The organism is Flavobacterium aerium, assembly GCF_030766725.1.
Lineage (GTDB): Bacteria > Bacteroidota > Bacteroidia > Flavobacteriales > Flavobacteriaceae > Flavobacterium > Flavobacterium aerium.
Genome location: NZ_JARQWR010000014.1, coordinates 1 through 25,104, shown reverse-complemented (window position 1 = coordinate 25,104; position 25,104 = coordinate 1). Strand labels below are relative to the sequence as shown.

19 protein-coding genes are annotated in these 25,104 nt (G+C 32.9%); 7 read left to right on the top strand and 12 right to left on the bottom strand.

Going from position 1 to position 25,104, the window contains the following annotated elements; translation table 11 throughout:
* Position 1 precedes the first annotated feature (1 nt).
* From P6733_RS16765 to mnmE, 5 genes are all read right to left on the bottom strand, one after another.
* Complete coding sequence (locus tag P6733_RS16765) at positions 2–1,432, bottom strand: N-6 DNA methylase (RefSeq protein ID WP_306354110.1); 1,431 nt, start codon at positions 1,430–1,432, stop codon at positions 2–4.
* A gap of 33 nt (positions 1,433–1,465) precedes the next feature.
* The gene (locus P6733_RS16760; protein ID WP_306354109.1) at positions 1,466–3,106 is read right to left on the bottom strand and encodes a DUF262 domain-containing protein; all 1,641 of its coding nucleotides are present in this window, start codon (positions 3,104–3,106) and stop codon (positions 1,466–1,468) included.
* Position 3,107: 1 nt separating this feature from the next.
* Positions 3,108–5,477, bottom strand: coding sequence for an EcoAI/FtnUII family type I restriction enzme subunit R (gene hsdR / locus P6733_RS16755; protein ID WP_306354108.1), 2,370 nt, complete (start codon positions 5,475–5,477; stop codon positions 3,108–3,110).
* Between the two features lie 726 nt (positions 5,478–6,203).
* Positions 6,204–6,341, bottom strand: a complete 138-nt coding sequence (locus P6733_RS18005) for an AbiH family protein (protein WP_372339312.1) — start codon at positions 6,339–6,341, stop codon at positions 6,204–6,206.
* A 453-nt stretch (positions 6,342–6,794) separates the two neighbouring features.
* Complete coding sequence (gene mnmE / locus P6733_RS16750; protein ID WP_306354107.1) at positions 6,795–8,186, bottom strand: tRNA uridine-5-carboxymethylaminomethyl(34) synthesis GTPase MnmE; 1,392 nt, start codon at positions 8,184–8,186, stop codon at positions 6,795–6,797.
* A 208-nt stretch (positions 8,187–8,394) separates the two neighbouring features.
* On the opposite strand from mnmE, the gene P6733_RS16745 reads away from it, so the two are divergent.
* Together P6733_RS16745 and P6733_RS16740 are read left to right on the top strand one after the other, a co-directional pair.
* Positions 8,395–9,246, top strand: coding sequence for a universal stress protein (locus P6733_RS16745; protein ID WP_306354106.1), 852 nt, complete (start codon positions 8,395–8,397; stop codon positions 9,244–9,246).
* Between the two features lie 127 nt (positions 9,247–9,373).
* Positions 9,374–11,146, top strand: a complete 1,773-nt coding sequence (locus tag P6733_RS16740) for a MutS-related protein (protein ID WP_306354105.1) — start codon at positions 9,374–9,376, stop codon at positions 11,144–11,146.
* Between the two features lie 17 nt (positions 11,147–11,163).
* Here the strand turns inward: P6733_RS16740 and P6733_RS16735 are convergent, their stop codons facing one another.
* From P6733_RS16735 to P6733_RS16710, 6 genes are all read right to left on the bottom strand, one after another.
* The gene (locus P6733_RS16735; protein ID WP_306354104.1) at positions 11,164–11,685 is read right to left on the bottom strand and encodes a YqhG/Tai3 family protein; all 522 of its coding nucleotides are present in this window, start codon (positions 11,683–11,685) and stop codon (positions 11,164–11,166) included.
* Between the two features lie 271 nt (positions 11,686–11,956).
* Positions 11,957–13,075, bottom strand: coding sequence for a DNA polymerase III subunit beta (gene dnaN / locus P6733_RS16730; RefSeq protein WP_306354103.1), 1,119 nt, complete (start codon positions 13,073–13,075; stop codon positions 11,957–11,959).
* A 99-nt stretch (positions 13,076–13,174) separates the two neighbouring features.
* Positions 13,175–14,863 (bottom strand): gliding motility-associated ABC transporter substrate-binding protein GldG, encoded by a 1,689-nt coding sequence (gene gldG, locus P6733_RS16725; protein WP_306354102.1) that lies wholly within the window; start codon positions 14,861–14,863, stop codon positions 13,175–13,177.
* On the bottom strand, positions 14,863–15,582 hold the full coding sequence (gene gldF, locus P6733_RS16720; RefSeq protein WP_306354101.1) for a gliding motility-associated ABC transporter permease subunit GldF: 720 nt from the start codon (positions 15,580–15,582) through the stop codon (positions 14,863–14,865). Before gldF ends, gldG begins: the two co-directional genes overlap by 1 nt.
* 46 nt (positions 15,583–15,628) lie before the next feature.
* Positions 15,629–15,925 carry a putative quinol monooxygenase gene (locus P6733_RS16715; RefSeq protein ID WP_306354100.1) on the bottom strand — a complete coding sequence of 99 codons (297 nt, stop codon included), beginning with the start codon at positions 15,923–15,925 and terminating at the stop codon, positions 15,629–15,631.
* Positions 15,926–16,070: 145 nt separating this feature from the next.
* The gene (locus P6733_RS16710) at positions 16,071–16,898 is read right to left on the bottom strand and encodes an SAM hydrolase/SAM-dependent halogenase family protein (RefSeq protein ID WP_306354099.1); all 828 of its coding nucleotides are present in this window, start codon (positions 16,896–16,898) and stop codon (positions 16,071–16,073) included.
* 107 nt (positions 16,899–17,005) lie between these two features.
* On the opposite strand from P6733_RS16710, the gene P6733_RS16705 reads away from it, so the two are divergent.
* From P6733_RS16705 to P6733_RS16695, 3 genes are all read left to right on the top strand, one after another.
* Entirely contained in the window at positions 17,006–17,956 is a 951-nt protein-coding gene (locus P6733_RS16705; RefSeq protein ID WP_306354098.1) for a PhoH family protein, read from the top strand.
* Between the two features lie 135 nt (positions 17,957–18,091).
* Positions 18,092–19,042 (top strand): phosphoribosylaminoimidazolesuccinocarboxamide synthase, encoded by a 951-nt coding sequence (locus P6733_RS16700; RefSeq protein WP_306354097.1) that lies wholly within the window; start codon positions 18,092–18,094, stop codon positions 19,040–19,042.
* A gap of 408 nt (positions 19,043–19,450) precedes the next feature.
* A complete protein-coding gene (locus tag P6733_RS16695) occupies positions 19,451–19,831 on the top strand; it encodes an ankyrin repeat domain-containing protein (RefSeq protein WP_306354096.1) in 381 nt (126 codons plus the stop codon).
* A gap of 69 nt (positions 19,832–19,900) precedes the next feature.
* Here the strand turns inward: P6733_RS16695 and P6733_RS16690 are convergent, their stop codons facing one another.
* Positions 19,901–20,989: a M42 family metallopeptidase gene (locus P6733_RS16690; protein WP_306354095.1), complete on the bottom strand. Its 1,089-nt coding sequence runs from the start codon at positions 20,987–20,989 to the stop codon at positions 19,901–19,903.
* Between the two features lie 196 nt (positions 20,990–21,185).
* On the opposite strand from P6733_RS16690, the gene P6733_RS16685 reads away from it, so the two are divergent.
* Together P6733_RS16685 and P6733_RS16680 are read left to right on the top strand one after the other, a co-directional pair.
* Positions 21,186–23,924: a M16 family metallopeptidase gene (locus tag P6733_RS16685; RefSeq protein ID WP_306354094.1), complete on the top strand. Its 2,739-nt coding sequence runs from the start codon at positions 21,186–21,188 to the stop codon at positions 23,922–23,924.
* Between the two features lie 161 nt (positions 23,925–24,085).
* Positions 24,086–24,760: a DUF4294 domain-containing protein gene (locus P6733_RS16680; RefSeq protein WP_306354093.1), complete on the top strand. Its 675-nt coding sequence runs from the start codon at positions 24,086–24,088 to the stop codon at positions 24,758–24,760.
* The last annotated feature ends 344 nt before the right edge of the window (positions 24,761–25,104 follow it).

The following is a 25,104-nucleotide window of genomic DNA, read 5'->3' as shown; positions in this document are numbered from 1 at the left end:
CTTATTGTAAAGCTTGGGTTAATACGTTTACAATTTCATCTTGTATACTCGTGATTTTCTTTTCGGTCGCTTTAAATTTTTCTAATAGTACTTCTGGGCTGGCTAATGTATCGGCTTCTTGGTGTGGGTTTTTTATATCTAAGTTGTAGTTGCGGTTTTTAATCTCTGCTAAAGAAACTTTCCAAGCATATTGGTTTTCTTCACGTTTGTTCCACCACGATTTTTCTAAATCAAATTCTTTAATATGAATAGGTTTGGTTTTGTTGTAACTCACCACACCTTCAGGATAAGGGTGCTCATAATACCAAATATCTTTGGTTGCTGTTCCTTTGTCAAAAAATAGCATATTGGTTTTTATACTTGTGTAAGGGTTAAAAACGCCATTCGGTAAACGCACAATCGTATGAAGGTTGCATTTTTCTAAAAGTTCTTCTTTAATTCGGGTTTTTACGCCTTCGCCAAACAAAGTACCGTCGGGCAATACTACTGCACAGCGTCCGTTGTTTTTTAATAGTTTTATTATTAAAGCCAAAAATAAATCGGCAGTTTCTTTGGTTCTAAACTTAGCAGGAAAGTTGGTTTCGGTTCCGTCTTCTTCCACACCACCAAAAGGAGGATTGGTTAAAATAATATCGAGTTTATCATTTGTTCCCCAATCCGCATAGGGTTTGCTCAATAAATTATCTCTTCGTACCACAGGCAAGTCAAAACCGTGAAGCATCAAGTTAGTAGTACACAACAAATGCGGTAATGGTTTTTTTTCTATTCCTCTAATCGATTTTTGCACAACGTCTCTATCTTTTGGATTGTTAATTTGATCTTTCAAATGGTCAATAGTACAGGTCAAAAATCCACCTGTTCCGCAAGCGGGATCTAAAATACTTTCACCCAATTGTGGGTTAACCATATCGACCATAAATTGAGTAACCGCTCTAGGTGTATAATATTCTCCCGAAGAACCCGCAGATTGCAATTCTTTTAAAATCGTTTCGTAAATATCATTGAACAAATGACGCTCTGTTGTACTGTTAAAATCAATTTGATTGATCACATTAATGACCTGACGGAAAAGTGTTCCGTTTTTCATATAATTGTAGGTGTCATCAAACACCGAACGTATAATATGCGCTTGTGGACTTATGGTTATATCTAATTCTTTAAGAACAGGAAATAACTCATTGTCTATAAATTCCATTAAAAGAGTACCAGTTAATCCTTCATCATCAGCTGCCCAATTTTGCCATTTTAAATTCTCTGGAATTGGAGAAACATAGTTGTCTATAGTTATTGACCATTCTTCTTCTTTGTCGGCAAATATTTTCATAAAAAGCATCCATACCATTTGAGAGATTCGTTGTGCATCTCCATCTACTCCCGTGTCTTTACGCATGATGTCGCGTATGCTTTTTATGTTTTTGGTAATATTACTCATTAAATTTGAAATGTTTTTTTGTGATTTTTAATACTATTCAATGTTTGCTTCGACAATCTCATCTTTAGGATCAGAATATTCGCCAACTTTTACTTTTTCTATAATTTTAGGTAAAATTGTTTTTGCTCTTTCTGTAATAAAAGCATTAAAGTCATTATTCTTAACAGCTTCCAAAGCTTCATTAGAAATGAAATGGCTTTCTAAATCCAAGTCTATCTTTTGATTTTTAATAACATAATTAGCTATGTATAGTGAAGGTAATTTATTTGATATTTCTTTATTTAATCTTCCTGAAATGAGTGCAAAATTAAGTAATGAATTTATTCCTGTTACTGTAGTTCCAAATTTATCTTTTAAAGAATAAGGGAAAAAATGATGATTTTCTTTTCCATTAGATTTTGCAATATTAGTTTTATCGAGCATTACAGGTGTACTATTATCAAAGTCTTTAGGGTTTTCAAGTGCCATCAAGCAAATAACACCATTTTTAATAACAGACTTTGTCTGCATATTTACTTTCGCTAACTCTTTTAAAGTAAGAGAAACTCCAAAAACATTTTCTTCAAGAATATTACGTGAAAGATTAGCAATCCAATCTGCATCATCCTTCATTTTGGTTAAACTCGAACTCGAAAAACGAGCCGAGAAAGTTGCTGTCCAAAACCAGTTTTCTATAAAATTAAAATGCTCTGGATCAATACTTTTCTTTTTAGATTTAAAATAATAATATTGTAATATAGGTAGAAAGGAATTATAAGGTAAATAACTAATAAAACGTACACCGAAGATTTTTATAAAATCAAGACTCAATCTTATACATTCTGTAGTCTTATCCCAATATTCATCACAAATTTCAGCCGTTAAATGTAACTGATTTTTGTTTTTACAATCTCCGAAAGCGTTTAATGATAGTGATTGAATAAAAACTTCATTTTCAACACCTCCAAAAGCTTTTACATTTGGTTCCTCATTGAATTTTATAATTTTTTCACGTAGGTCAAAAGACGGAGACCAAGCGCTTGCATGCACTAGATCAAACAAAGACAACCTTTTTCCTCCTTGATTGATTCTTTCGAAAATTGTTACAACTTCATCCAATTCCATCTTTAAAGTCTTTATGATACTTATAGGGTAATCTGAAAAAATTTGTTGACAATTAGACCAGTTTTCATGCAAACTAGTTCCTTTTTCATTGTCAAAAAGAACATATTGTGTTAATACTTTACCATATTCCTGTGTATTGAAGAGTTTCCATGCAGGGATATTATGATTCTCATTTTTTAATCTGGGTATGTGAAATATCTTTTTTTCAAGATTATAACAAATAGTTGAATAGTCCGTATCGTTAATCGTCTTTCCTCTTAAAGCAACATATAAAGAAGTAATACGTTGTTGACCATCTAAAATAAAACTGAAATAATTAGATTCAGGATTCTCTGGAAGATTTAGCTCTTTAATTTCTCTACAAAATTTTTTATAATCTTTACTTGCTTCCCAAATAAAGAAAGAACCAATGGGATATTGGCTTTGAATGCTATTTAAGAGTTGTACAATCTTACTTCTTTCCCAAACGTAACCTCTTTGAAATCTTGGAATTTTCATATTTCCGTTTTCCAATTGATTGAAAACTTTTTGAAGATTCCAGTTGTTTATAATCTCTATTCTTTGTTCCATTCTAGGCTATATTGTATATTTCGTTTTCTAATTCTTTAATTGCTAAATCAAAGTCTTTATTTTTTCCAAAAGCTCTCACTAACTCTACTGGCGAACCCATTTCATTTAAAGGTTTTACTTTAAGAATTGAACCTTGTTCTATTGAAGTAATTCCTTCTTGTTCGTATTTATCTAAAAGACTATTTAATACTTTTTGAGCCGTTTCGCTATATTTTGCAAAATAGTTACGCTTTCGTACATTATTAGCTCTTTCTTTTCGTGTTAATGTAGGTTGGTCAAAGGCAATATGACAAATTAAATCAAAATCATCTAAATCTTGGCCTGCTTCTTCTCGAAGGGCTTCTAATAAAACCCCATGATCTGCCAATTCTTTAATTAATTCACCTTTCTTTTCGGCATCATTCCATTTTTGAATAAAATCATCTAAGGAACTAAATTCTTTTTCTAAGTTTTTTTTAGAATAATCTTTTAATGATTCTGTTATTAACTTTCCATCTTTTCCATAGTATTGAACACGTTCATTAACTACAGAAACAGTTACATCATTAACATAAAATTTTGTCACTTCTTCTAGTTCACCGTCAATACCAATATCTGGTGGAGTAGGGTTTTCTATCTCTGGGTTTTCAGGGTCATAATCTCTCGGAGATGTTTGATCATCTGGATTTGGAGGAATAACTGGATCGTCTGGACCAGGTTCATATATTTGAACTGGATCACCATCAAAATCAGGTCTTGCAAAAATATTAGTTGCTTTTCTAAAATCTATTATAGTAAAAAAAACTTTTCCTTCTGCTTCTCTAATTCGTGTTCCGCGACCAATAATTTGTTTAAATTCAGTAACAGATTGAATGTTCGATTCCAAAACTATGTACTTAACCATCTTGGTGTCTATTCCTGCGGTCAACATTTTTGAAGTAGTTGCTATAACAGGAAAAAGTTCTTCTACATCGGTAAAATTATCTAACTCTTGTTTTCCAACTTCATCATCTCCAGTTATCTTAACGCAATAGTTCCAATGTTTGGCAACTAAGTCAGCATTTTCATTTATTAGTGCTTGGCGCATCCTATTAGCATGGTCTATGTCTGTACAAAAAACAATAGTTTTTGCAAATCTGTCGGTAGCTTTTAGATATTCAGTGATTTTTTCAGCAACAATTTGGGTTCGTCCATCAATAACTAATGATCTATCATAATCCTTTAAATTGTAAATACGGTCTTTTATTTCATTTCCATATTTATCAAGTTTTCCTACTGTTGGTCTCCATCCTTCATCAACATTTGTTGTTATTCTAACTGCTTTATAAGGGGCTAAAAAACCATCATCAATTCCTTGCTTTAAAGAGTAAGTGTAAACAGGTTCTCCAAAATATTCTATGTTAGAAACATCCTTTGTTTCTTTGGGTGTAGCAGTTAGTCCTACTTGCGTAGCGGACGAGAAATAATCTAAAACTTCTCTCCAAGCGGAAGCTTCAGAAGCGCTCCCACGATGGCACTCATCAATAATAACTAAATCAAAAAAATCTCTACTAAATTCTTTATAAGCATTTTTTTCTTCATCTGTACTTGTTAGACCTTGATATAGAGCAAAATATATTTGATAAGATTTATCGATTTTTCTATTTTTAATAATATGCATAATGTCATTACCAAAGGGAGAAAAGTCACCATTTTTAGTTTGTGTTAATAATGCATTTCTATCCGCAAGAAATAAGATGCGCTTTTTAATTCCTGTTTTCCACAAACGCCAAATAATATTAAAAGCTGTATAGGTTTTTCCTGTTCCCGTTGCCATCACCAATAAAATTCTGTTTTGTTTTTTCGCAACAGCTTCAAGTGTTCTATTAACTGCATTTTGCTGATAATAACGAGGGTGCATTCCACTATCATCTAAATAATACTCTTTTTCGACAATGTCTTTTGCCTTAGGTTCTTCAAGATTATTATGTTTCAAGTACTTTAACCATAACGTTTCGGGAGAAGGAAAATCATCTAAAGAAATTTCACTTTCTATAGAAATTGCGGAGTTAGTTTTATCATGAAAAACAAAAGAATCACCATTCGAAGTAAAAACAAAAGGGAGTTGTAAAATATCGGCATATTCTAAAGCTTGTTGCATTCCCGAACCAACAGCTTTTTTATTATCCTTGGCTTCAATAATTGCTATTGGAATGTTGTTTTTATAATAAAGAATATAATCAGCTCTTTTGCTTCTTCCTCTTGTATATAACTTTCCTTGTACAATAATGCGTCCATCAGTAAATGAAACTTCTTCTCGAACTTGCTTTTTCATATTCCATCCTGCTTTTTCAATTGCAAGGTTTATGTACTTAGAGCAGATATCCCTTTCTGATAAATCTTTTTTATTCATTTTTTTAGCTATGTAAAAAATATACCTCGCTAATATATAGAAAAAATTGAGCTTTTGAATGAGATAAACCTCAAAGAAGTCCATTTATTTTTCTTTTAGTTTCTTTTGGTTTCCTTTAGTGGTTTGTAACAGTTTTCAAATGATCATCATAAATATTTAATTATTTTTAAATCAGTGTTTTGAGAGCTGTTTGATAGCTTAACTCAATATATTTGCTTTTCAAAATAAAAAGTACAACTCTTTTGAAATCATTTTTTCTTAAAAATTATTTAACACTGTTTTTTATACCATGATTGGACGAACCTTGTTCTACTTTGATTTATTCCAATTTTTATACTGTTTTGCGACTTTCGGATTTTTATTAAAAATAATTCTACATTTTCAAGATTGTTTCTTAAAGTAATTTTTTCGTTGCGTAACAATTCAAAATCTGACTTTAATACTGAATTTTTTATAGCAATGTAAACCGAAAATCCTGATACTAGAAACAGAAAAATATTTAAGAAAATTAGATAGAATAATCTTTTGGAACTTATACTTTTATGTACTTTCAATAATTCTACGTTATTCTTTTAAAGCCATTAAAATCATTTTGTAAATTCCCTCTATATGCTTCTTCTAACATAAGTAATTCGGAAATATTCACTTTGACAATTATATTCTCAATTCTCTTCGATAATAGTATTTGCGTTTGACTGTTTTGGTTTACAGACTTTTCTAAAACAGCTACTTGCTGCAATAGAATTTCTCTATTATTTCTAAAACATCACTTCTATTTTTATTGTAATAATCGCAAAAATCAGAATACCTGCATGGTATATTGTGACTAATGTCAAATCCATTTCCTATTACGAATAATTTCATTTTTTTATTTTTGTAGATTCTTACTGAATGAGGTATAATATATTAATGGCTCCAAGAACACCTAATTTAACAAGCTTTATGCTATAAGTTGATATTTCTTTAAGATAAAGTATAATAAAATATTAGGTATAATATACCTAGCTAATATATGTGTAAATTAGAGTGTTAAAATAGGAAAATCCGTAAAATGGGTTAATTTATGTTTCTTTAATATTTATATTGTTTACTATATATTAAAATTAGAATTTTTAAGAGTAATTCAATTTTATAACCAGCTATGCGAAGAGTTCTAATGAACAAAAAATTAGATTAAGAATTGGGATGCTGTGCGAATGTTTATTTAATTCATAATCAAAACAATATGTAACAAAAAACAGATAATGACATCTGTTTTTTGTTATTTCACTATAAGAGTTTTATTAGTGTATCTAATAAAAATTTAGGAAAGAAAAATTACTTCCCGATGCAAAAATTAGCAAAAATATTCCCGAGTAGTTCATCGTTAGTGACTTGACCAGTAATTTCACCAAAATGGTATAAAGCCTGACGAATATCAATGGCCATTAAATCACTAGGAAGATGCGTTTCAAGGCCGTAGTTTACTTTTTGGATTTCGGCTAAGGCTTTGATTAAAGAATCATAGTGACGGGTATTGGTTACAATAGTTTCGTTATTACGAAGCGCACCCGTATTCACGAAATTCAGTAATTTGGTTTTTAAATCCTCTACACCGTTATTTTCTTTAGCAGAAAGCAGCATTAAATCAGGAATAGCCGATTGTAAGCTTTCGATTTGAATAGGAGATAAGCGATCCGATTTATTCCCTAGAATCACTAATGGTTTCAAAGGGAATTGGTTTCTGATTTTCTGAATTTCTACGTTCAGCACTTCCACACCCAGTGTTTCAACAGATGAAGCATCAAAGAGGTAAATTACCACTTGTGCCTGTGCCATTTTTTCGAAGGTTTTCTTGATACCGATGCTTTCTACAATATCCTCAGTTTCACGAATTCCTGCGGTATCAATAAAACGGAAACCAATTCCACCAATGACCAATTCGTCTTCAATGGTATCACGTGTAGTTCCTGCAATTTCAGAAACGATAGCGCGCTCTTCATTCAGCAAAGCATTGAGTAAGGTCGATTTACCAACGTTGGGCTCTCCAACGATAGCCACTGGAATTCCATTCTTAATCACATTTCCTACAGCAAATGAATCAATCAGACGCTTTAATACAAACTCGATACGACTTAATAAGGCGTAAAATTGGCTACGATCGGCAAATTCTACATCTTCCTCTGCAAAGTCCAATTCTAGCTCGATTAACGAAGCGAAATTCAGTAATTCTTCACGCAATTGGGCAATCTCATTAGAGAAACCACCACGCATTTGTTGCATAGCAATTTGATGAGAAGCCTCGTTGTCACTTGAAATCAAATCGGCTACAGCTTCTGCTTGTGATAAATCCAGTTTGCCATTCAAGAAAGCACGGAGTGTAAATTCTCCTGCATCGGCCATACGACAACCTTTGCGCAACAGTAATTGAATAATCTGTTGTTGGATATAAGTCGAACCATGGCAGGAAATCTCAACGGTATTCTCTCCTGTATAGGAGTGAGGACCTTTGAAAATTGACAAAAGGACCTCGTCAAGAATACGGGGTTCATCGACAATATGTCCCAAATGTATGGTATGCGATTTTTGTAGTGTAATATCTTTTCCTTTCACGGACTGAAATACAGAAGCTCCTATAGTGATGGCATCAGCGCCAGAAATACGGATTACAGCAATAGCTCCTGCACCAGATGGTGTGGCTAATGCGACTATAGAATCTTGTGGTATCATCGTGAATATTTTTTTACAAAAGTACTCACAAAGTTACAGAGTTGCAAGGCATCTTTCGGATTGTGCAAAGTGGTATAATAACGTACAGGAAGGAAAGAGAAAGTAGAGTAGTAATGCAGATAAAAAATCATTTCTTATCAATAAATTAAGAAAATCCTAGCGAAAAGTTTGTAACTTTACTTGAACCAACATTTAAAAATCTCCCATTATGAAGAAGATTCTTTTTCCTACCGATTTCTCAGAGGTATCCAATAATGCATTTATTTATGCCTTGAAATTAGCAGACAATTTGAATGCTGAAGTGTTGGTTTTACACGTCTATAACCTACCGTATATGCAATCCGATTTGCAGAACGACGGTATTCCATTGAATATGATGGAAGTATACGACAGTATTCAATTACAGAATTTTGAAAACCTGAAAGATCAGATTCCGATATTACGAGATATAGCCACCCAATATGATTTGACCCACGTCAAAATGAGCCATGTGCTCAAGCAAGGAGAGTTGATTTGGAATATCAACGAATTGGTCAAAGAAGAAGGAGTAGAGTACATTGTAATGGGAACCAAAGGAGCTTCAGGGCTCAAAGAAACTTTTTTAGGTTCTACAACGGCATCCGTTATTGCGGAAGCTAATGTTTTTGTATTGGGTGTACCCGATACTGCAGAATACAAGCCTATTAAAAATATAGTATTTACGACCCGTTTCCGTGAAAAGGATATCAAAGCGATGAAAAAGCTGATTCAATTAGCAAAAACCTTTGACGCTAAAATTCATTGTTTGTATGTGAAAACATCCAAATCCGATGTGAAAGAGGAAACGATAGAAGATTGGAAAATGCTATTCAGTCATGAAAATGTCAAATTCCATATTGTAGAACACGACAATGTAAAAGACACTATTTTGATTTTTACAGAAGTGAAAAATATTGACTTGCTTGCGATGCTTACCGAGAACCGAGGGTTCTTTGAGGAATTATTCCATCAGAGTTTAACGCAAAAAGTATCGTACCATGTCAAAATTCCAATACTTGCCATACATGAGAATAAATTATAATAGTCATTCTGTACTAGAATAGACTGTCCTTAAAGTAACGGCAAAGCTTCGGTTTTGTCGTTATGCAAGGCACTTGTTTTGTACACGAGATATTGCCTATATTTGTTTTCAACGAAAAAATGGATTCATGCAGCCTTATCACGATCGCGTACAATTATATACTTCCGAATTAGAACAAATCAACAAAAAATATAATACAATTAGTCTCCTGCGCTTGTGTAGCGTTTTGGGAAGTTTGGTAGGTATATTTTATGCAATAAAAACAGGTGAAAACATTTTCATTGGCATAGCCATAATATTGGCAGCTCTGTTTATTGTATTGATGCGTATGCATACAAAACTATCTTGGCAGAAAAAGCTGAAACAAGCCTTAATCAAAGTAAACAAGGATGAAATAAGTTATTTGAGTGGGAAATCCATTCCGTTTGATAATGGAGCAGAATGCAATGATTTTCAACACCCTTATGCATACGATTTGGATGTATTTGGTGAAAATTCACTTTTTCAGAATTTAAATCGTACCCAAACTTATATAGGAAAACAAACCTTAGCAAAATTGCTGCTGACTTTATTGCCTAATGAGGAGATTTTGCGCAATCAGGAAGCAGTAAAAGAGCTTGCCGAAAAAATAGATTGGCGTCAGGATAGTATGGCTTCCGCCAAAGTAAACAAGGATAGTAAAGAACTGTATGAAACGGTAATGAACTGGAGTACCAAACCTAGCGAACCAGTTTCCAAAGTCGTTCAGGTACTTTCGTATATCATGCCTGTAGGCGTATTGGGTTCTATCGTAGCCTATCAGTTCATCAATGCCATATGGTTAGTAGATGTGATTACGATAGGTTTTGTATTCAATTTACTATTGCTAGGCAGTCAAACCAAAAAAATAAAAAACGAAATCCATAAAGCGGATAGTGTACATCAGATTATTCATCAATACAGTTTGATTGTACAGAAAATAGAACAAGAAACATTTGTTGCACCTAAATTGAAAGAATTACAACAAAAACTAGGCTATAAAAACCAAAAGGCAAGTACTCAAATTACAAAATTAGCCGAGTTGTTTTCTCGCATGGATTCCATGGCAAATGTTATAACAACAGTCCTATTCAATGGATTATTTCTGTTTCATGTACATACTTTACGTGCCTTGATTCAATGGAAAAAAGACCATGCAGCTAATATTAAACAATGGTTGGACGTTATTGGAGAAATGGAAGCATTACACAGTTTAGGGAACCTATCGCATAATAATCCCGATTTTTGTTATCCTACATTGAATACAAATTATGAAATTGTATTTAAAGATCTAACACATCCTTTGTTGAATGCCCAAAAGAGAATTGGGAATGATGTAACATTCCAACCGCAATCCTTTATGATTTTGACAGGTTCAAATATGTCGGGGAAAAGTACATTTTTGAGAAGCTTGGGTGTAAATATGGTATTAACTGGAATAGGGTCACCCGTTTGTGCAACCGAAGCTACAGTACATCCATTACCCGTATTGGTATCGATGCGATTGTCGGATTCATTATCAGATAGCGAATCGTACTTTTTTGCGGAAATCAAGCGATTAAAGCAAATTATGGATGAGTTGGCCCACCAACGTGCTTTTGTGTTGTTGGATGAGATACTACGTGGTACCAATTCGGATGATAAACGCAGTGGTACTATTGCTGTAGTGAAAAAGATGATCGACAAGCAGGCTATTGGTGCGATTGCAACACATGATATTGAGGTCTGTCTTACAACGAACGAATACCCTGCTGTATTGATCAATAAATGTTTTGAGGTGGAAATTATCAACAACGACTTGTTCTTCGATTACAAGCTTCGAGATGGCATCTGCAAGAACAAGAGTGCTACATTTCTAATGCAGAAAATGGGAGTAATCTAATTTCTGTATTGAAAAGCTTATTGTGCCGTCCAGCTTTCTATTTTCCAAGCACCATTTTCAGAAACCACAATATACGTTAGTTTTGAAGCTTCAGAATTTGGCAATGTCAAGGTAATGTGAGTAGTGCCATTTTTTGTTGTGACTTTCGCTTTACCCAATGCTTTGATATAATCACTGATTGGGTCAGGATCTTGGTTTAAAAAATAAATATCGGCATCTCTGTTATAAAGTTCGGGATCTTTTTTCCAACTATCATATTCTTTCTTTAAGTTTTCCAAATAGGTAGTAGAGAATATTCCCATGGCTTTTAGTTCACTAAGATTCCTCGCTAAACATTTGTCATCAATTATTGCCTTATCACCACCATCATCCGAAATACATTCATATTCAGCATAAAGACGAATGTCTTCTTTTTTGATGAGTTGGAATAATTTACTGATAGGGTCTTTTGCTTCACTAGATTGAGAAAAAGCAACAGTAGTAGTGCCTAGAGATAAAACTAAAAAGAGTAAGCCTAATTTTTTATGTATTAAATGCATATAAATAGTGTTGGAATTATACATTGTAAATATATCTTTTTATTTGAAATTATGATTTGAACAAAGCTGTAATTTTAGAGTTGATTGTGTGATTATTTTGCGTGAAGGATCGCGGTGAAAAGAAGGTATGGTTCTGAAAAAGTAAAAAGCCGTATTCCTGTGAGGGATTACGGCTTTTCGATATAAAAAATGGTTGGGTAAATAGCGTACGGATACAATAGATTGGATCGGGCTTAATCAATAAGCGATCATCACCAATACTAAGGGCTTATTAATTATTAAGCATTACTGGCATAACCAGCATAGTAACTGTTTCTCCTTCTTCTAATCCGTCTACAGGCATAAGGATACCCGCACGGTTAGGCAATGACATTTCCAATTGGATTACATCTGATTGAAGGTTGGTCAACATTTCCGTTAAGAAACGAGAGTTGAAACCTATTTGCATATCGTCTCCTTGATAATCACAAGTCAAACGTTCTTCTGCTTTGTTTGAGTAATCAATATCTTCAGCAGAAATGTTTAACTCAGCACCAGCAATTTTCAAACGAATTTGGTGTGTGGTTTTATTAGAGAAAATAGCAACACGACGTACTGAGCTTTGGAACTGAGAACGGTCGATCATTAATTTATTTGGATTTTCTTTTGGAATTACTGCTTCATAATTTGGGTATTTACCATCAATTAATCGACAAGTTAAAATGTAATTATCAAAAGAGAATGTAGCATTCGAATCGTTGTATTCAATTTTTACTTCTGCATCAGAAGAACTTAAAATACCTTTTAAAATGTTTAAAGGTTTTTTAGGCATAATAAAATCAGCGACCTGAGAAGCTTTCACATCAGTACGAGCATATTTTACTAATTTATGAGCATCTGTAGCCACAAAGATTAATCCTTCTGGTGAGAACTGGAAGAATACTCCTGACATTACAGGGCGTAAATCATCGTTACCCGCAGCAAAGATTGTTTTGCTTATTGCAGTTGCTAATACATCAGCCGGAACAACTGTAGTCGACGGATCTTCTAAAGTTACAGATTTTGGGAATTCTTCTCCTGGAGCATATGCCAAAGCATATTTACCAGAGTTAGAACTGATTTCTATGGTATTGTTTTCCTCAACAGTGAATGTTAAAGGTTGCTCAGGGAATGTTTTTAAAGTTTCCAACAAAAGTTTTGCAGGAACAGCAACACTACCTTGGCTTGTAGAATCTATTTCTAAAGTGGCTGACATCGTTGTCTCTAAATCTGAGGCAGAAACGGTAAGCGCATTGTGGTCCAATTCAAATAAAAAATTATCTAAAATAGGTAAAGTGTTACTACTGTTAATCACACTACCTAGAACTTGCAATTGTTTTAATAAATACGAACTCGATACTATAAACTTCATCTTCGGTTATTTTTTTAAATCGGCGTAAAATTCAACATAAATTTTACATCACACAAATATATCGTAAACTTATAAATTTTTAAAAGAAATTTATTAACATTAATGACCAAATTGTCTTTTTCTTAAATAGGTAAACAACACACCAAAGATTAATAATATAAGAATTGGTAATCCGATAGTTATAAATTGGGTGGTTGTGTACTCTTTGTATACTTTTTCTTTATCCAATAATGGAAGGTCTACTTCTTTGCTTCGAATGTTGATAAGTCCGTTGTCATCAAGTAGATAATTGATTGAATTCAACAGAAATTCTTTATTTGCATACAATTTATTAGTCCATTTATCATAGCCTAATTCCAAAGGCATATTGTTTTTGTCGAATTGGTTCTTGATAATATCTCCATCTGAAATTACAATCATTTTATTTTTTACACCCGTAGCTATAAATTCGGGATCCTTGAAGGGCAATACTCTGTTTTGATACACAGAATTGAAAGATCCTTCTAATAAAACAGCTACTGGAATGTTTCCTGTATTTTGGAACTCTTCTGGAGTAGGACGTTCAGTTACCATTTTCAAATTCACTTCTACAGGTGTTCCTACCGATTTAGAATATGGAGAAGACGTTAATAGAACGGTTTTTCTAATCGAATTTTTAAGTGTATCGATTGGATTTGCAAATTCAAAACGCAATCCGTCCAAATTACTAACAATCGGATGTTTGGCCGATGGGAATATAAAAGGTGAATAGAACCATGGATATTCTTTGTATTGGGTTTGACTCCCTTGTTGACCACTAGCTAGTGAGATAGGAATAGCCATTAAGTCTTTAATTAAAGCGGGATTGATTCGGATTCCATATTTAAAGAACATGTCATTTAAATTCAAATCACGAGGATAGGCCAGTGTACTGCCAGTTTCATTGTATAAACTATCCATTTCTATCGCAGCAGCATCGACTAACCACAGTGTTTTACCACCGTTTAGAATGTACTGATCCAGCACCATTTTTTCTTCATCGGTGAATTTTTCAGTCGGTTTGGCAATAATAGCCAAATCATATTCTTTCAGTTGTTTTAAAGTTCGAACAGGATCCTTGGCAACGGAATCCAATGTGAAAGGCGCAATAAAATAATTATCACGAACATCTTTTAAGATATCGCCTAAGTATTGGTCTTGTAATTCGCCGTTTCCTTTAATTACAGCAACTTTTTTGTCTTTCTCTTTGGTGATTTTATTGAATGCATCTGCAAAAACATATTCTAAATGCTGTACAGAACTTACTACTTTTTCTTCTGTAGAAGCGCCCATCATGTTTTTCAATAATGGAATTTTGACGCTTTTATCGTTGTAGGTTGCAATAGCCCAAGGAAAAACAATTTCCTGAGATTGTTTCCCTTTATCATCCAATGTAATATTGATTGCCGTTAATCCACGTTGATGGAACGACTCTAAGATTGCTTCACGTTCGGAATCATTCTCCAATGGATTGACAAATTGGAAAATAATATTTTTATTATAAGCTTTAAATTCTTCTAGAATCTGACGGGTTTCGGTTTGCAGACGTTTAAATTCTGGTGGAAATGCACCTTCTAAGAAAACATCGATATAAATAGGCTCTTCTGCCTTTTTAATGATGTTTAAAGAAGTTTCAGATAAAGTGTAGCGCTTGTCCTGCGTTAAGTCAAAACGCTTGAAAAATTGGCTTCCCAATACATTTATAGCGACAACTCCAACACATAATAGTGCCAGACTTTTAAGACCGTTTTTTTTAAGAGTTGTTGCCATTACCACTTCAATGATTTTAATTTATATACAGTGAACGATAGGAAGAGAAAAGTGATACTTACAAAATAAATAATATCACGAGTATCCAACACACCACGACTCATACTTTTAAAATGACTGTCCATTCCTAAAGAAGCTACCATTGGTTCTGAAGTACCTTGTGCGATTCCTTCAAATCCATAATAGAATAAAAAGCAAAGGAATACGGCTATAATAAAGGCTACAATCTGATTGTCCGAAAGAGTAGAAGTGAAGATACCAATTGCTGTATACCCTGCAATTAAAAATAATAATCCGAAATAAGATCCAATTGTGCTTCCCATGTCAATATTTCCCATTGGCATTCCCAAGCTAGAAATTACATTCACGTAAATAAAAGTTGGTAGGATCGCAATTACAATAAGTAATAATGCTCCTAGAAATTTGCCATTTACAATCTGCCAAATGCTTAAAGGTTTGGTCAACAATAATTCCAACGTTCCTTGTTTCTTTTCATCCGAAAAACTACGCATGGTAACAGCCGGAATTAAGAATAATAAAATCCATGGAGATAATGTAAAGAAAGGACTTAAATCGGCAAAACCACTTTTTAGGATATTGAAGTCACCTTCAAAAACCCATAAGAATAATCCGTTTAACAATAGGAAAATGGCAATCACCAAATATCCAATGGGTGACCCGAAAAAAGATTTTATTTCCCTTAATAATATGGCTTTCATATAGAATAAGACTAGTTGTTAATGTTCTGTTTTTAACGATGATGAATTAAGCAATAGACACTAATTTGTCTACACTCCAAGCTTCAGGTTTATCATTAAAAAGTTTTTTTGTAAAAGCCCAAACTTCTTTGAATAATTCAGATTGACGATACGCTTCTAATGCTTCTGGATTCTCCCAATAACTGTAAGTGAAAAAGCGCGTTGGCTCATCCTTATCTTGGTATAATTCTAAAAACTGATTTCCGGCAAAGCCTCTGATTTGCGCTTTATGCAAATGAAAATTTTCTAAAAAAGCAGGAATATGCTCAGCGTGGAAGCTCATTTTTACAATTCTAACAAACATAATGCTGTACTATTTTTGGTATTTGGTTTGGAGATGCGAATATCTATTTTTTTTTCCAATATTTTTAGTTTAAACGCAATCTTTGTTTGGTATTTTATTATGATTCTATTCGCTAACCTTAAAAAGATTAAAAATGAATGTAGTATTATTTAAAATTAATCGTAATCAAATCTCGATAATACAAACCAAGTAGGCTAGAAGCACTACCAATATAAGGCGGATTGCTCTTGAAAATAGCAATTTCCAGAAAACCAGCTTCGTTAAAAATAGCTAATTTTTCTCCTTCATAATTTTTTAATGGATACTTGGTAGAAATAGCGATAGAAGAATAATTAGGCAATATCGTTTTTAAACGATACCCTTTAAATACTACTTCATATTCCCGACCTTTACTAACTTCCAGGAATAATTTTTTAGAAATATTACTCACTACGTTTCCAAAATGATCGATGTAGGTAATGTAGCCTTTTAATGAATTTCCAGCATCATTGGCAACAGCCTGTAATTCCGTTACTTCTTTGATTTGAGTAATCTCTTTGCCTATTACATTCAGTGATCCACCTTTGGCAATATGACAAGCTACGGTTACAAATACATCCATATCTGTCGAGCCCGAAGGCAATCGATCATGGATATTAATCGTTACGATTTTTTGAGGAATAATTTTCGATGTCAGCATGCTCAATATACCATTGTCCGCACAAATGAAGTACTGATCGTTCCATTGCATAGCTAAATGCTGTGTTTCATTGTTCAACTCAGCATCTACGCCAATTAAATGAACAGTTCCTTTAGGGAAACTGGCATAAGAAGCACTAATTATATAGGCTGTTTCAGTTGTATTAAATAAACCTATTTCGTGTGAAATATCAACGATTGAGGCAGTTGGAAATTCAGATAATATTTTCCCTTTCAAAGCACCCACAAAGTGGTCTTTTAATCCAAAATCGGTAGTAAGGGTAATTATTGACATAAAATTGTTTATAAGTATTGGACCCACTTACTTCAAAAATTTAGTAAGTTTGTTTTGCAAAGCTAATAATTATAAAGCTAATATTTTTTAATTAAATCTGACTGCTTTTGAACGAAAGAACTATTGAGCTCATAGACATCACACCAAAAGATTTTTGGGGTGCTCAAGACACTCATCTTGAGATAATAAAACAAATGTATCCAAAATTGAAAATTGTTGCCCGTGGCACTATTTTGAAAGCGTATGGGGAGAGCGAAGTTCTGGATGAATTCGAAAAGAGATTTCAACGGCTTATGTTGCATTTTTCTCGTTATAATAATATCGATGAGAATGTAATTGAACGTGTCATCCAAGGCGATTCTCATGATGATCAAAAAGCTGATTCACACGATAAAATTTTGGTACATGGTGTAGGAGGTAAGCTGATTAAGGCTATGACTCCAAACCAGCAATTATTGGTCGATACAATGTCAAAAAACGATATGGTTTTTGCCGTCGGTCCTGCGGGAACGGGAAAAACCTATACGGGTGTGGCACTGGCCGTAAAAGCTTTGAAGGAAAAACAAGTCAAGCGTATTATTTTAACGCGTCCAGCAGTTGAAGCCGGCGAAAATCTAGGTTTCCTACCGGGTGATATGAAGGAAAAACTAGATCCGTATATGCAGCCATTATATGACGCTTTGCGCGATATGCTACCCCATGAAAAATTAGAGGATTATTTATTAAAAGGAATCATTCAAATTGCTCCATTAGCTTTCATGCGTGGTCGAACCTTGGATAATGCCTTTGTAATTCTGGATGAGGCACAGAATACAACACACTCACAAATGAAAATGTTTTTAACTCGTATGGGAAAAAACGCAAAATTCATGATTACAGGAGATCCTGGACAAGTAGATTTACCGCGCAGAACAATTTCAGGATTAAAAGAAGCTTTGCTAGTCTTGAAAGATATTGATGGCGTTGGGATTATTTATCTGGATGATAAAGACATTGTTAGACACCGATTGGTTAAGAAAATCATTGATGCTTATAAGCAAATTGAGAACCACGATTAATTTGGTTTTTGTACATAAAAAAGGAAAAGGGAATAAATTGATTTATTCCCTTTTTTAATTAAATTTGCGCCCATAAACAACAACACTAAAAGGTTACACAAAAAGTTTTTTGTATAACGCAATTTTAAAACAACAATGAGCAACACACTAACTACAACCCATTTCAATTTTCCAAATCAAAAATCGGTTTACCGAGGTAAAGTAAGAGAAGTTTACAATATCAATGATGATATTTTAGTCATGGTAGCTACAGATCGACTTTCGGCATTTGATGTCGTTTTGCCTAAAGGAATTCCTTACAAAGGGCAAATCCTAAATCAGATTGCAACAAAATTCATGCATTTAACGGCAGATATTGTTCCAAACTGGTTAATTGCAACACCAGACCCAAGTGTAGCTGTTGGACATTTGTGTACACCATTCAAAGTAGAAATGGTAATCCGAGGATATTTATCAGGTCATGCAGCCCGTGAATATGCTTTAGGGAAAAGAATACTATGCGGTGTTGAAATGCCAGAAGGATTAAAAGAAAACGATAAATTTCCAGAACCAATTATTACGCCATCAACTAAAGCAGATAATGGAGAACACGATGAGGATATTTCACGTGAAGATATTTTGAAAAAAGAAATTGTATCAGAAGAAGATTATATCGTCCTAGAAAAATATACTAGAGCCTTATTTCAAAGAGGTACTGAAATTGCAGCAAGTCGCGGTTTAATTTTAGTAGATACTAAATATGAGTTCGGGAAAACAAAAGAAGGAAAGATTGTTTTAATTGATGAAATTCATACACCAGATTCTTCACGTTACTTCTATGCTGATGGATACCAAGATAGACAAGATAAAAATGAAGCTCAAAAACAATTGTCAAAAGAATTTGTAAGACAATGGTTAATTGCAAATGGTTTTCAAGGAAAAGAAGGACAACAGATTCCAGAAATGACAGATGAATATATTACAACCGTTTCCGATCGTTATATTGAACTATATGAAAACATATTAGGAGAAAAATTTGTGAAAGCAGATTTATCGAATCTAGAAGAGCGTATTGAAAAAAATGTATTAGCTTTTTTAAATAAATAAGAAGAAGTAATTTTTCAATAAGAATATAAAACCTCCTTGCGATAGCAAGGAGGTTTTTTTATTACAATTAGATAACAATTATACAATAAAAATAAGCGCCTATTTATCGGTTGTATTCCTAATTTTGGGTGTCTAAATTTGTAAAGTAAATCATAGAATTTACAGTCTATAAATAGTTTTTTTGGCCTAGTTTTTATGGAAAGAACTACTTCAGATAAGTGTTTTGTAATTTATTTCGAATAATTAATGAAGTAAATGTTTTTGTGTGTTTTTAATGTAACTTTTTTGTTAACAGCGATTTATATTTAATTGAATATGTTAAAAAAATCACAAAATAAAAAAAGACTGTAACAAATGAATTGCATCGACGTCTATTAAGTATCATCAAACAATTAAAATCAATCAATCATGAAAAAAACGATCATTTATTTAGGTTTAGCTTTAGTAGCATTTAGTAATGTTGCAGTAGCTTCAAATGTGAACTCATCTACAACATTTGAAAAAGTATCAACTTATGTATCAGCTACACCACTTTGTGTAGCAATTAGTAAAGGAGATATGGAAGTTGTGAAAAAATTTGTAGAATACGGTGCAGACGTTAATGAGAAATCAAATGGATTAACACCATTAATGATTGCAGTACGTTACAACAATGTAGAAATGATAAAATACCTTATTGATAAAGGAGCTAATGTTAAAGCAAAAGACGATAAAGGTTTAACAGCTTTAAGACATGCAGAAAAATATAATGCTAAAGATGCTGCGGCTTACTTGAAAGAATTATCATAATAACTACATTATGAATTAGAATGAAAAAAGCTGTCGATTGACAGCTTTTTTTGTTTTTATAGAAATAGATTATTTGAAATAAGAAAACGTTTCTTCGTTTTCGATTTTTAATAATGTTTCGTAAATCAATTGAATCACATTTTCAACATCCTCGCGGTGTACCATTTCCACTGTAGTATGCATATAACGTAAAGGTAACGAAATTAAAGCCGAAGCTACACCACCATTACTGTAAGCAAATGCATCCGTGTCAGTTCCTGTAATTCTGGAAGAAGCTAAACGTTGGAACGGAATTTTATTTGTTTCAGCTGTATTGATAATCAATTCTCTTAAATTATTTTGTACTGCCGGAGCATATGTTATAACTGGACCTTTACCAATTTGTGTTTCTCCTTCAATTCTTTTCTCAATCATTGGAGTTGTAGTATCATGACATACATCAGTTACAATAGCGACATTTGGTTTAATCGTTTTTGTAATCATTTCTGCACCACGCAAACCTACTTCTTCTTGGACAGAGTTTGTAATGTATAAACCAAAAGGTAATTTTTTCTTGTTCTCATGTAATAAACGTGCAACTTCAGCAATCATAAAACCTCCCATACGATTATCAATTGCACGACAAACAAATTTATTTCCATTTAAGATGGTAAATTCATCAGGATATGTAATAACACAACCTACATGTACACCTAATTTTTCTACTTCATCTTTTGTCTCGCAACCAATATCAATAAATAAATTATCAATTTTTGGATTTTCTTCTTTGCTGCGATTACGAGTATGAATAGCTGGCCATCCAAAGACTCCTTTTACAATGCCATTTTTTGTATGAATATTAACTCGTTTGGATGGAGCAATCTGATGATCTGAGCCTCCATTACGAATAACATAGATTAAACCATTATCTGTAATATAATTTACATACCATGAAATTTCATCAGCATGCCCTTCTATCACAACTTTATATTTTGCTTCAGGATTAATAACGCCTACAGCCGTTCCATAGGTATCTGTAATAAAAGTATCAACGTAAGGTTTCAAATACTCCATCCATAATTTCTGTCCTGCCGCTTCATAACCCGTTGGCGAAGCATTATTTAAATATTGTTCTAAGAAATCGAGAGATGATTCTTTTAAAATAGATTTTGTACTCATAGCGTAGTTTTTTTTGCTAAAATATAAATTTGCAAGAATAATTGGATAGGGAATCAAAACTATCTTTCATAAAAGAAATATTTTAGTTAAATGTGAGGGAAATTAATAGTTTTTTTGAATTTTGAGTCTTAAAATATTGCTTTTCATAGGGAATATAATATATCTTTAGTTTAAAATTTTACAAACATATATTTTTATGAAGAAAGTAATACTGTCTATTGTTTTTCTTTCATTTGGACTAATGACACAAGCTCAAAAAAAGAAAAGTTCGAATGCGGAAATCCCAAAATATATTACTGCTGTGGAAGGAGTAAAGGAATATGCATTAAATAATGGTTTAAAAGTGCTATTAATACCAGATGCAAGTCAAAGCAATATGATTGTTAATATCGTATATCATGTTGGGTCAAGACATGAAGGCTATGGAGAAAGCGGAATGGCGCACCTTTTAGAGCATATGTTATTTAAAAGCACAAAAAACTTAGGTGACATTAAGAAAATGCTTTCCGATAAAGGAGGAAATGCAAATGGAACTACTTGGTTAGACCGTACAAACTATTATGAAATATTTCCTTCATCAGATGAAAATCTAAGATGGAGTTTGGAAATGGAAGCCGATAGAATGATTCATTCAACAATATTACAGTCCGATTTAGATAAAGAATTTTCTGTAGTGCGCAATGAATTTGAAATTGGTGAAAATAGTCCAGAAAGTGTGTTGATGGAAAGAATTGTTTCTACAGCCTACTTATGGCACAATTACGGACACAGTACTATTGGTTCAAAAGAAGATATTGAACGTGTTAAAGCAGATAGACTTCGTGTATTTTATGAGAAATATTACCAACCAGACAATGCTACTTTAGTTATTGGAGGAAAATTTGAGGAAAAGAAAGCCTTAGAATATATTGGAAAGTATTTTTCTAAAATTCCAAAACCAAAAAGAATATTAGAAAAAACATATACAGTAGAACCTGCGCAAGATGGAGAACGTTTCGTAGAATTGAAACGTAGTGGTGATCTACAAATCATAGGAGCAGCATATCATACAGCATCGTATGCCGATAAAGACTATCCTGTAATTGATGCATTATCAGAAATCTTAACATCAGATCCATCAGGATACCTTTACAAAGCATTGGTAGAAACACAAAAAGCGTCAGGATTGTATGCTTATCAACCCCAAGTTCGAGATGCAAGTTATATCTATTTTAATGTGAATGTACCAAAAGATAAAAATTTGGACGAAGCAAAAAAGATATTCTTAAGTGAATTAGATAAAATAGGTACTCGTAAATATACAGATCAAGATGTATTAAGAGCAAAATCTAAAATCTTAAAATCAATTGATGCAACAAAAAATAATACAATTGGATTATCAATAGCATTGACAGAGATTATTGGATCCGGTGATTATCGTTTGTTTTTCTTGTATAGAGATGCAATTGAAAAACTAAGCCTTGAAGATATCAATAGAGTAGCGAAGAAATATTTTATGCCAAACAATAGAACACTTGGTGTATTTATTCCAGAAAAAGATCAAGAGCGTGTAAAATCAGCTGAAATTTCAGATGCAGAAATTGCTAAATTAACGCAAGATTATAAAGGGAAGAAAGAGGAAGTTGAAACAGCTACTTTTGAAGCAAGCATTCCAAACATCAAGAAAAACCTAACAGAGAACACACTTGGGAATGGATTTAAATTTGCAATACTTAAAAAACCAGTCAAAGGAAAAAAAGTTATTGCATCATTTAGATTTCCAGTAGCCAATTTATCAGCTTTATCGGGTAAGTCAGATATTGCGACTATGATGGCTGCAATGTTGAAAGCAGGAACAAAAACAATGACGAAAGAACAAATTCAGGATAAATTAGATCAAATGAAGACTAATATCAATTTTGGATTTAGTGGACAATCATTATATGTGAATGTTACAACGTACCAAGAATACCTACAGCCAACATTTGATTTGTTAAAACAATTACTAACGGATTCAACTTTCCCGGAAAATGAATTAACGAAAGCAATTACGGAACAAAAAACAACAATTGAATCGAGTAAAAATGATCCGCAAAGTGTGGTGTTTACTCAGGTAGTTAGAAAAACAACAGATTATCCAAAAGACCATATCTTTTATACAGCTTCACCTGATGAAGCATTAGCTTCTTTGAATACAATCAAAAGAAAACAATTGGTTGATTTTTATCAAAGTTATTTAGGAGCAAATAATGGAATTGGAACGGTTATTGGAGATTTAAATGTGACGGATATTAATTTGGTAATCTCAAATACTTTTGGAAATTGGACTTCAAAAACCAAATATGAAAAAGTAATGCCAAGATTCTATGCCAGTACAAAAATTAATGAAAAAGTAATAACACCAGATAAAGAGAATGCAGCGGTTTGTGGAATAGCTACTTTCAAAATGAAAAGTGATGATCCAGATTATCCTGCCTTCATGATGGCAAATGAAATGTTAGGGAGTGGTGGATTTATGACTTCCAGAATTCCTACACGTTTAAGAGAGAAAGAAGGGATTAGTTATGGTGCGGGATCTTACTTAACGGTAGCTAGAGATAATGATGTATCTAGATTAGGGTTGTATGCATTTTTTAATCCAACTATGGTAGATAAAGTGAATGAGTCAATCCAAGATGAATTAAATAAAGCTTTAACAAATGGTTTTACTGCTGAGGAATTAAAAACTTCAACAGGAAGTTGGCAAAGTGGAAGAAACACAGCATTAGGTTATGATGGTTTTCTGACCAGTTTTATCAATAACTCATTATATGATGGAACACCGCTTGAAGAATTTGATACTTTGGAAGCAAAAGTAAAAGCATTAAATGTACAACAGGTAAATGCAGCGTTTAGAAAATATATTAGTTTAGATAAATTCAGCTTTATATATGCAGGAGATTTTAATAAAAAATAATCCCATATCATAATGATAAAAGAAAGCGCCTAATTGATTTTAGGCGTTTTTGTTTTAATAGAGGGTATACCTATATATAAGGACAACTAAAAATAATGATAGTCTTTTTATAAGGTTACTATATAATGTATAATTTTGGCATATTAAATACAAATCATCAAATGAGTCGACTCAAGACCTTTCTGCTTTTTTTTATAATTTCAATTGTTGCGAATGCGCAAGAAGTGAAAAAGATTCCATCTGAAATTCCTGATACGATTATGGAGCAGGATACCGCTGTACTATTAAATGAAGTAGTAGTGACTAATACGAAGATGACGCCAGAAGAACAAGAAAGAGTCAAATTTTTGATTTTACAAAGAAGAGTATTTAAAACTTATCCTTTTGCCAAAGCAGCAGCTGAACGATTAACGGAGTTGAATAAGAATTTGGTACAAATGACTTCAGGTCGTGATAAAAGAAGATATATTAAAATAGTGGAGAAGTATATCACAGATGAATTTGAGCCACAACTAAAAAAGCTATCCCGTAAGGACGGTCAGATATTAGTAAAGCTTATGTCACGCCAAACAGGAATCTCAACCTTTGATTTGATAAAAGATTTGAAAAGTGGTTGGAAAGCATTCTGGTCTAATAATACAGCAAGGCTGTTTGATATTAATTTGAAAACAGAATATAATCCTTATGAGGTTTATGAAGATTACCAGATAGAGGGGATTTTACTTACGGCTTATAACAATGCCCGTTTGGTAAAACAAGATCCAGCTAAAAAAATTGACTATACTCGGCTTTCAAATACTTGGAAGGCACATAAAGAAACACCAAAAGAAGAGTAAAACATATCCTTTACTATATATATATAGGTAGAATGATTCATTCTGTATATATAATAGGATTGTTTATAGACCAGGTCTAATACTATATAATAGGAGTGTAATAGTATAGGTATATGGGTTTTTCGGGTGATATGGTTAGTATTCCCATGTTTTCAATTGTAAGGAGAATATTTGTTTGTATTTAAACTAATGTAAACCAGTTTGTTATAAAAAAGTTTAAAAATAACTTTAAAAAAGTATTGTTTAAGTCTAAAAAGGTTGTAGTTTTGCACCCGCAACAGCGCACAAGTTCATCAGAAATACAGCAGTCAGATTGGGATTTAGCTTTTAGAAAAAAGATAAAA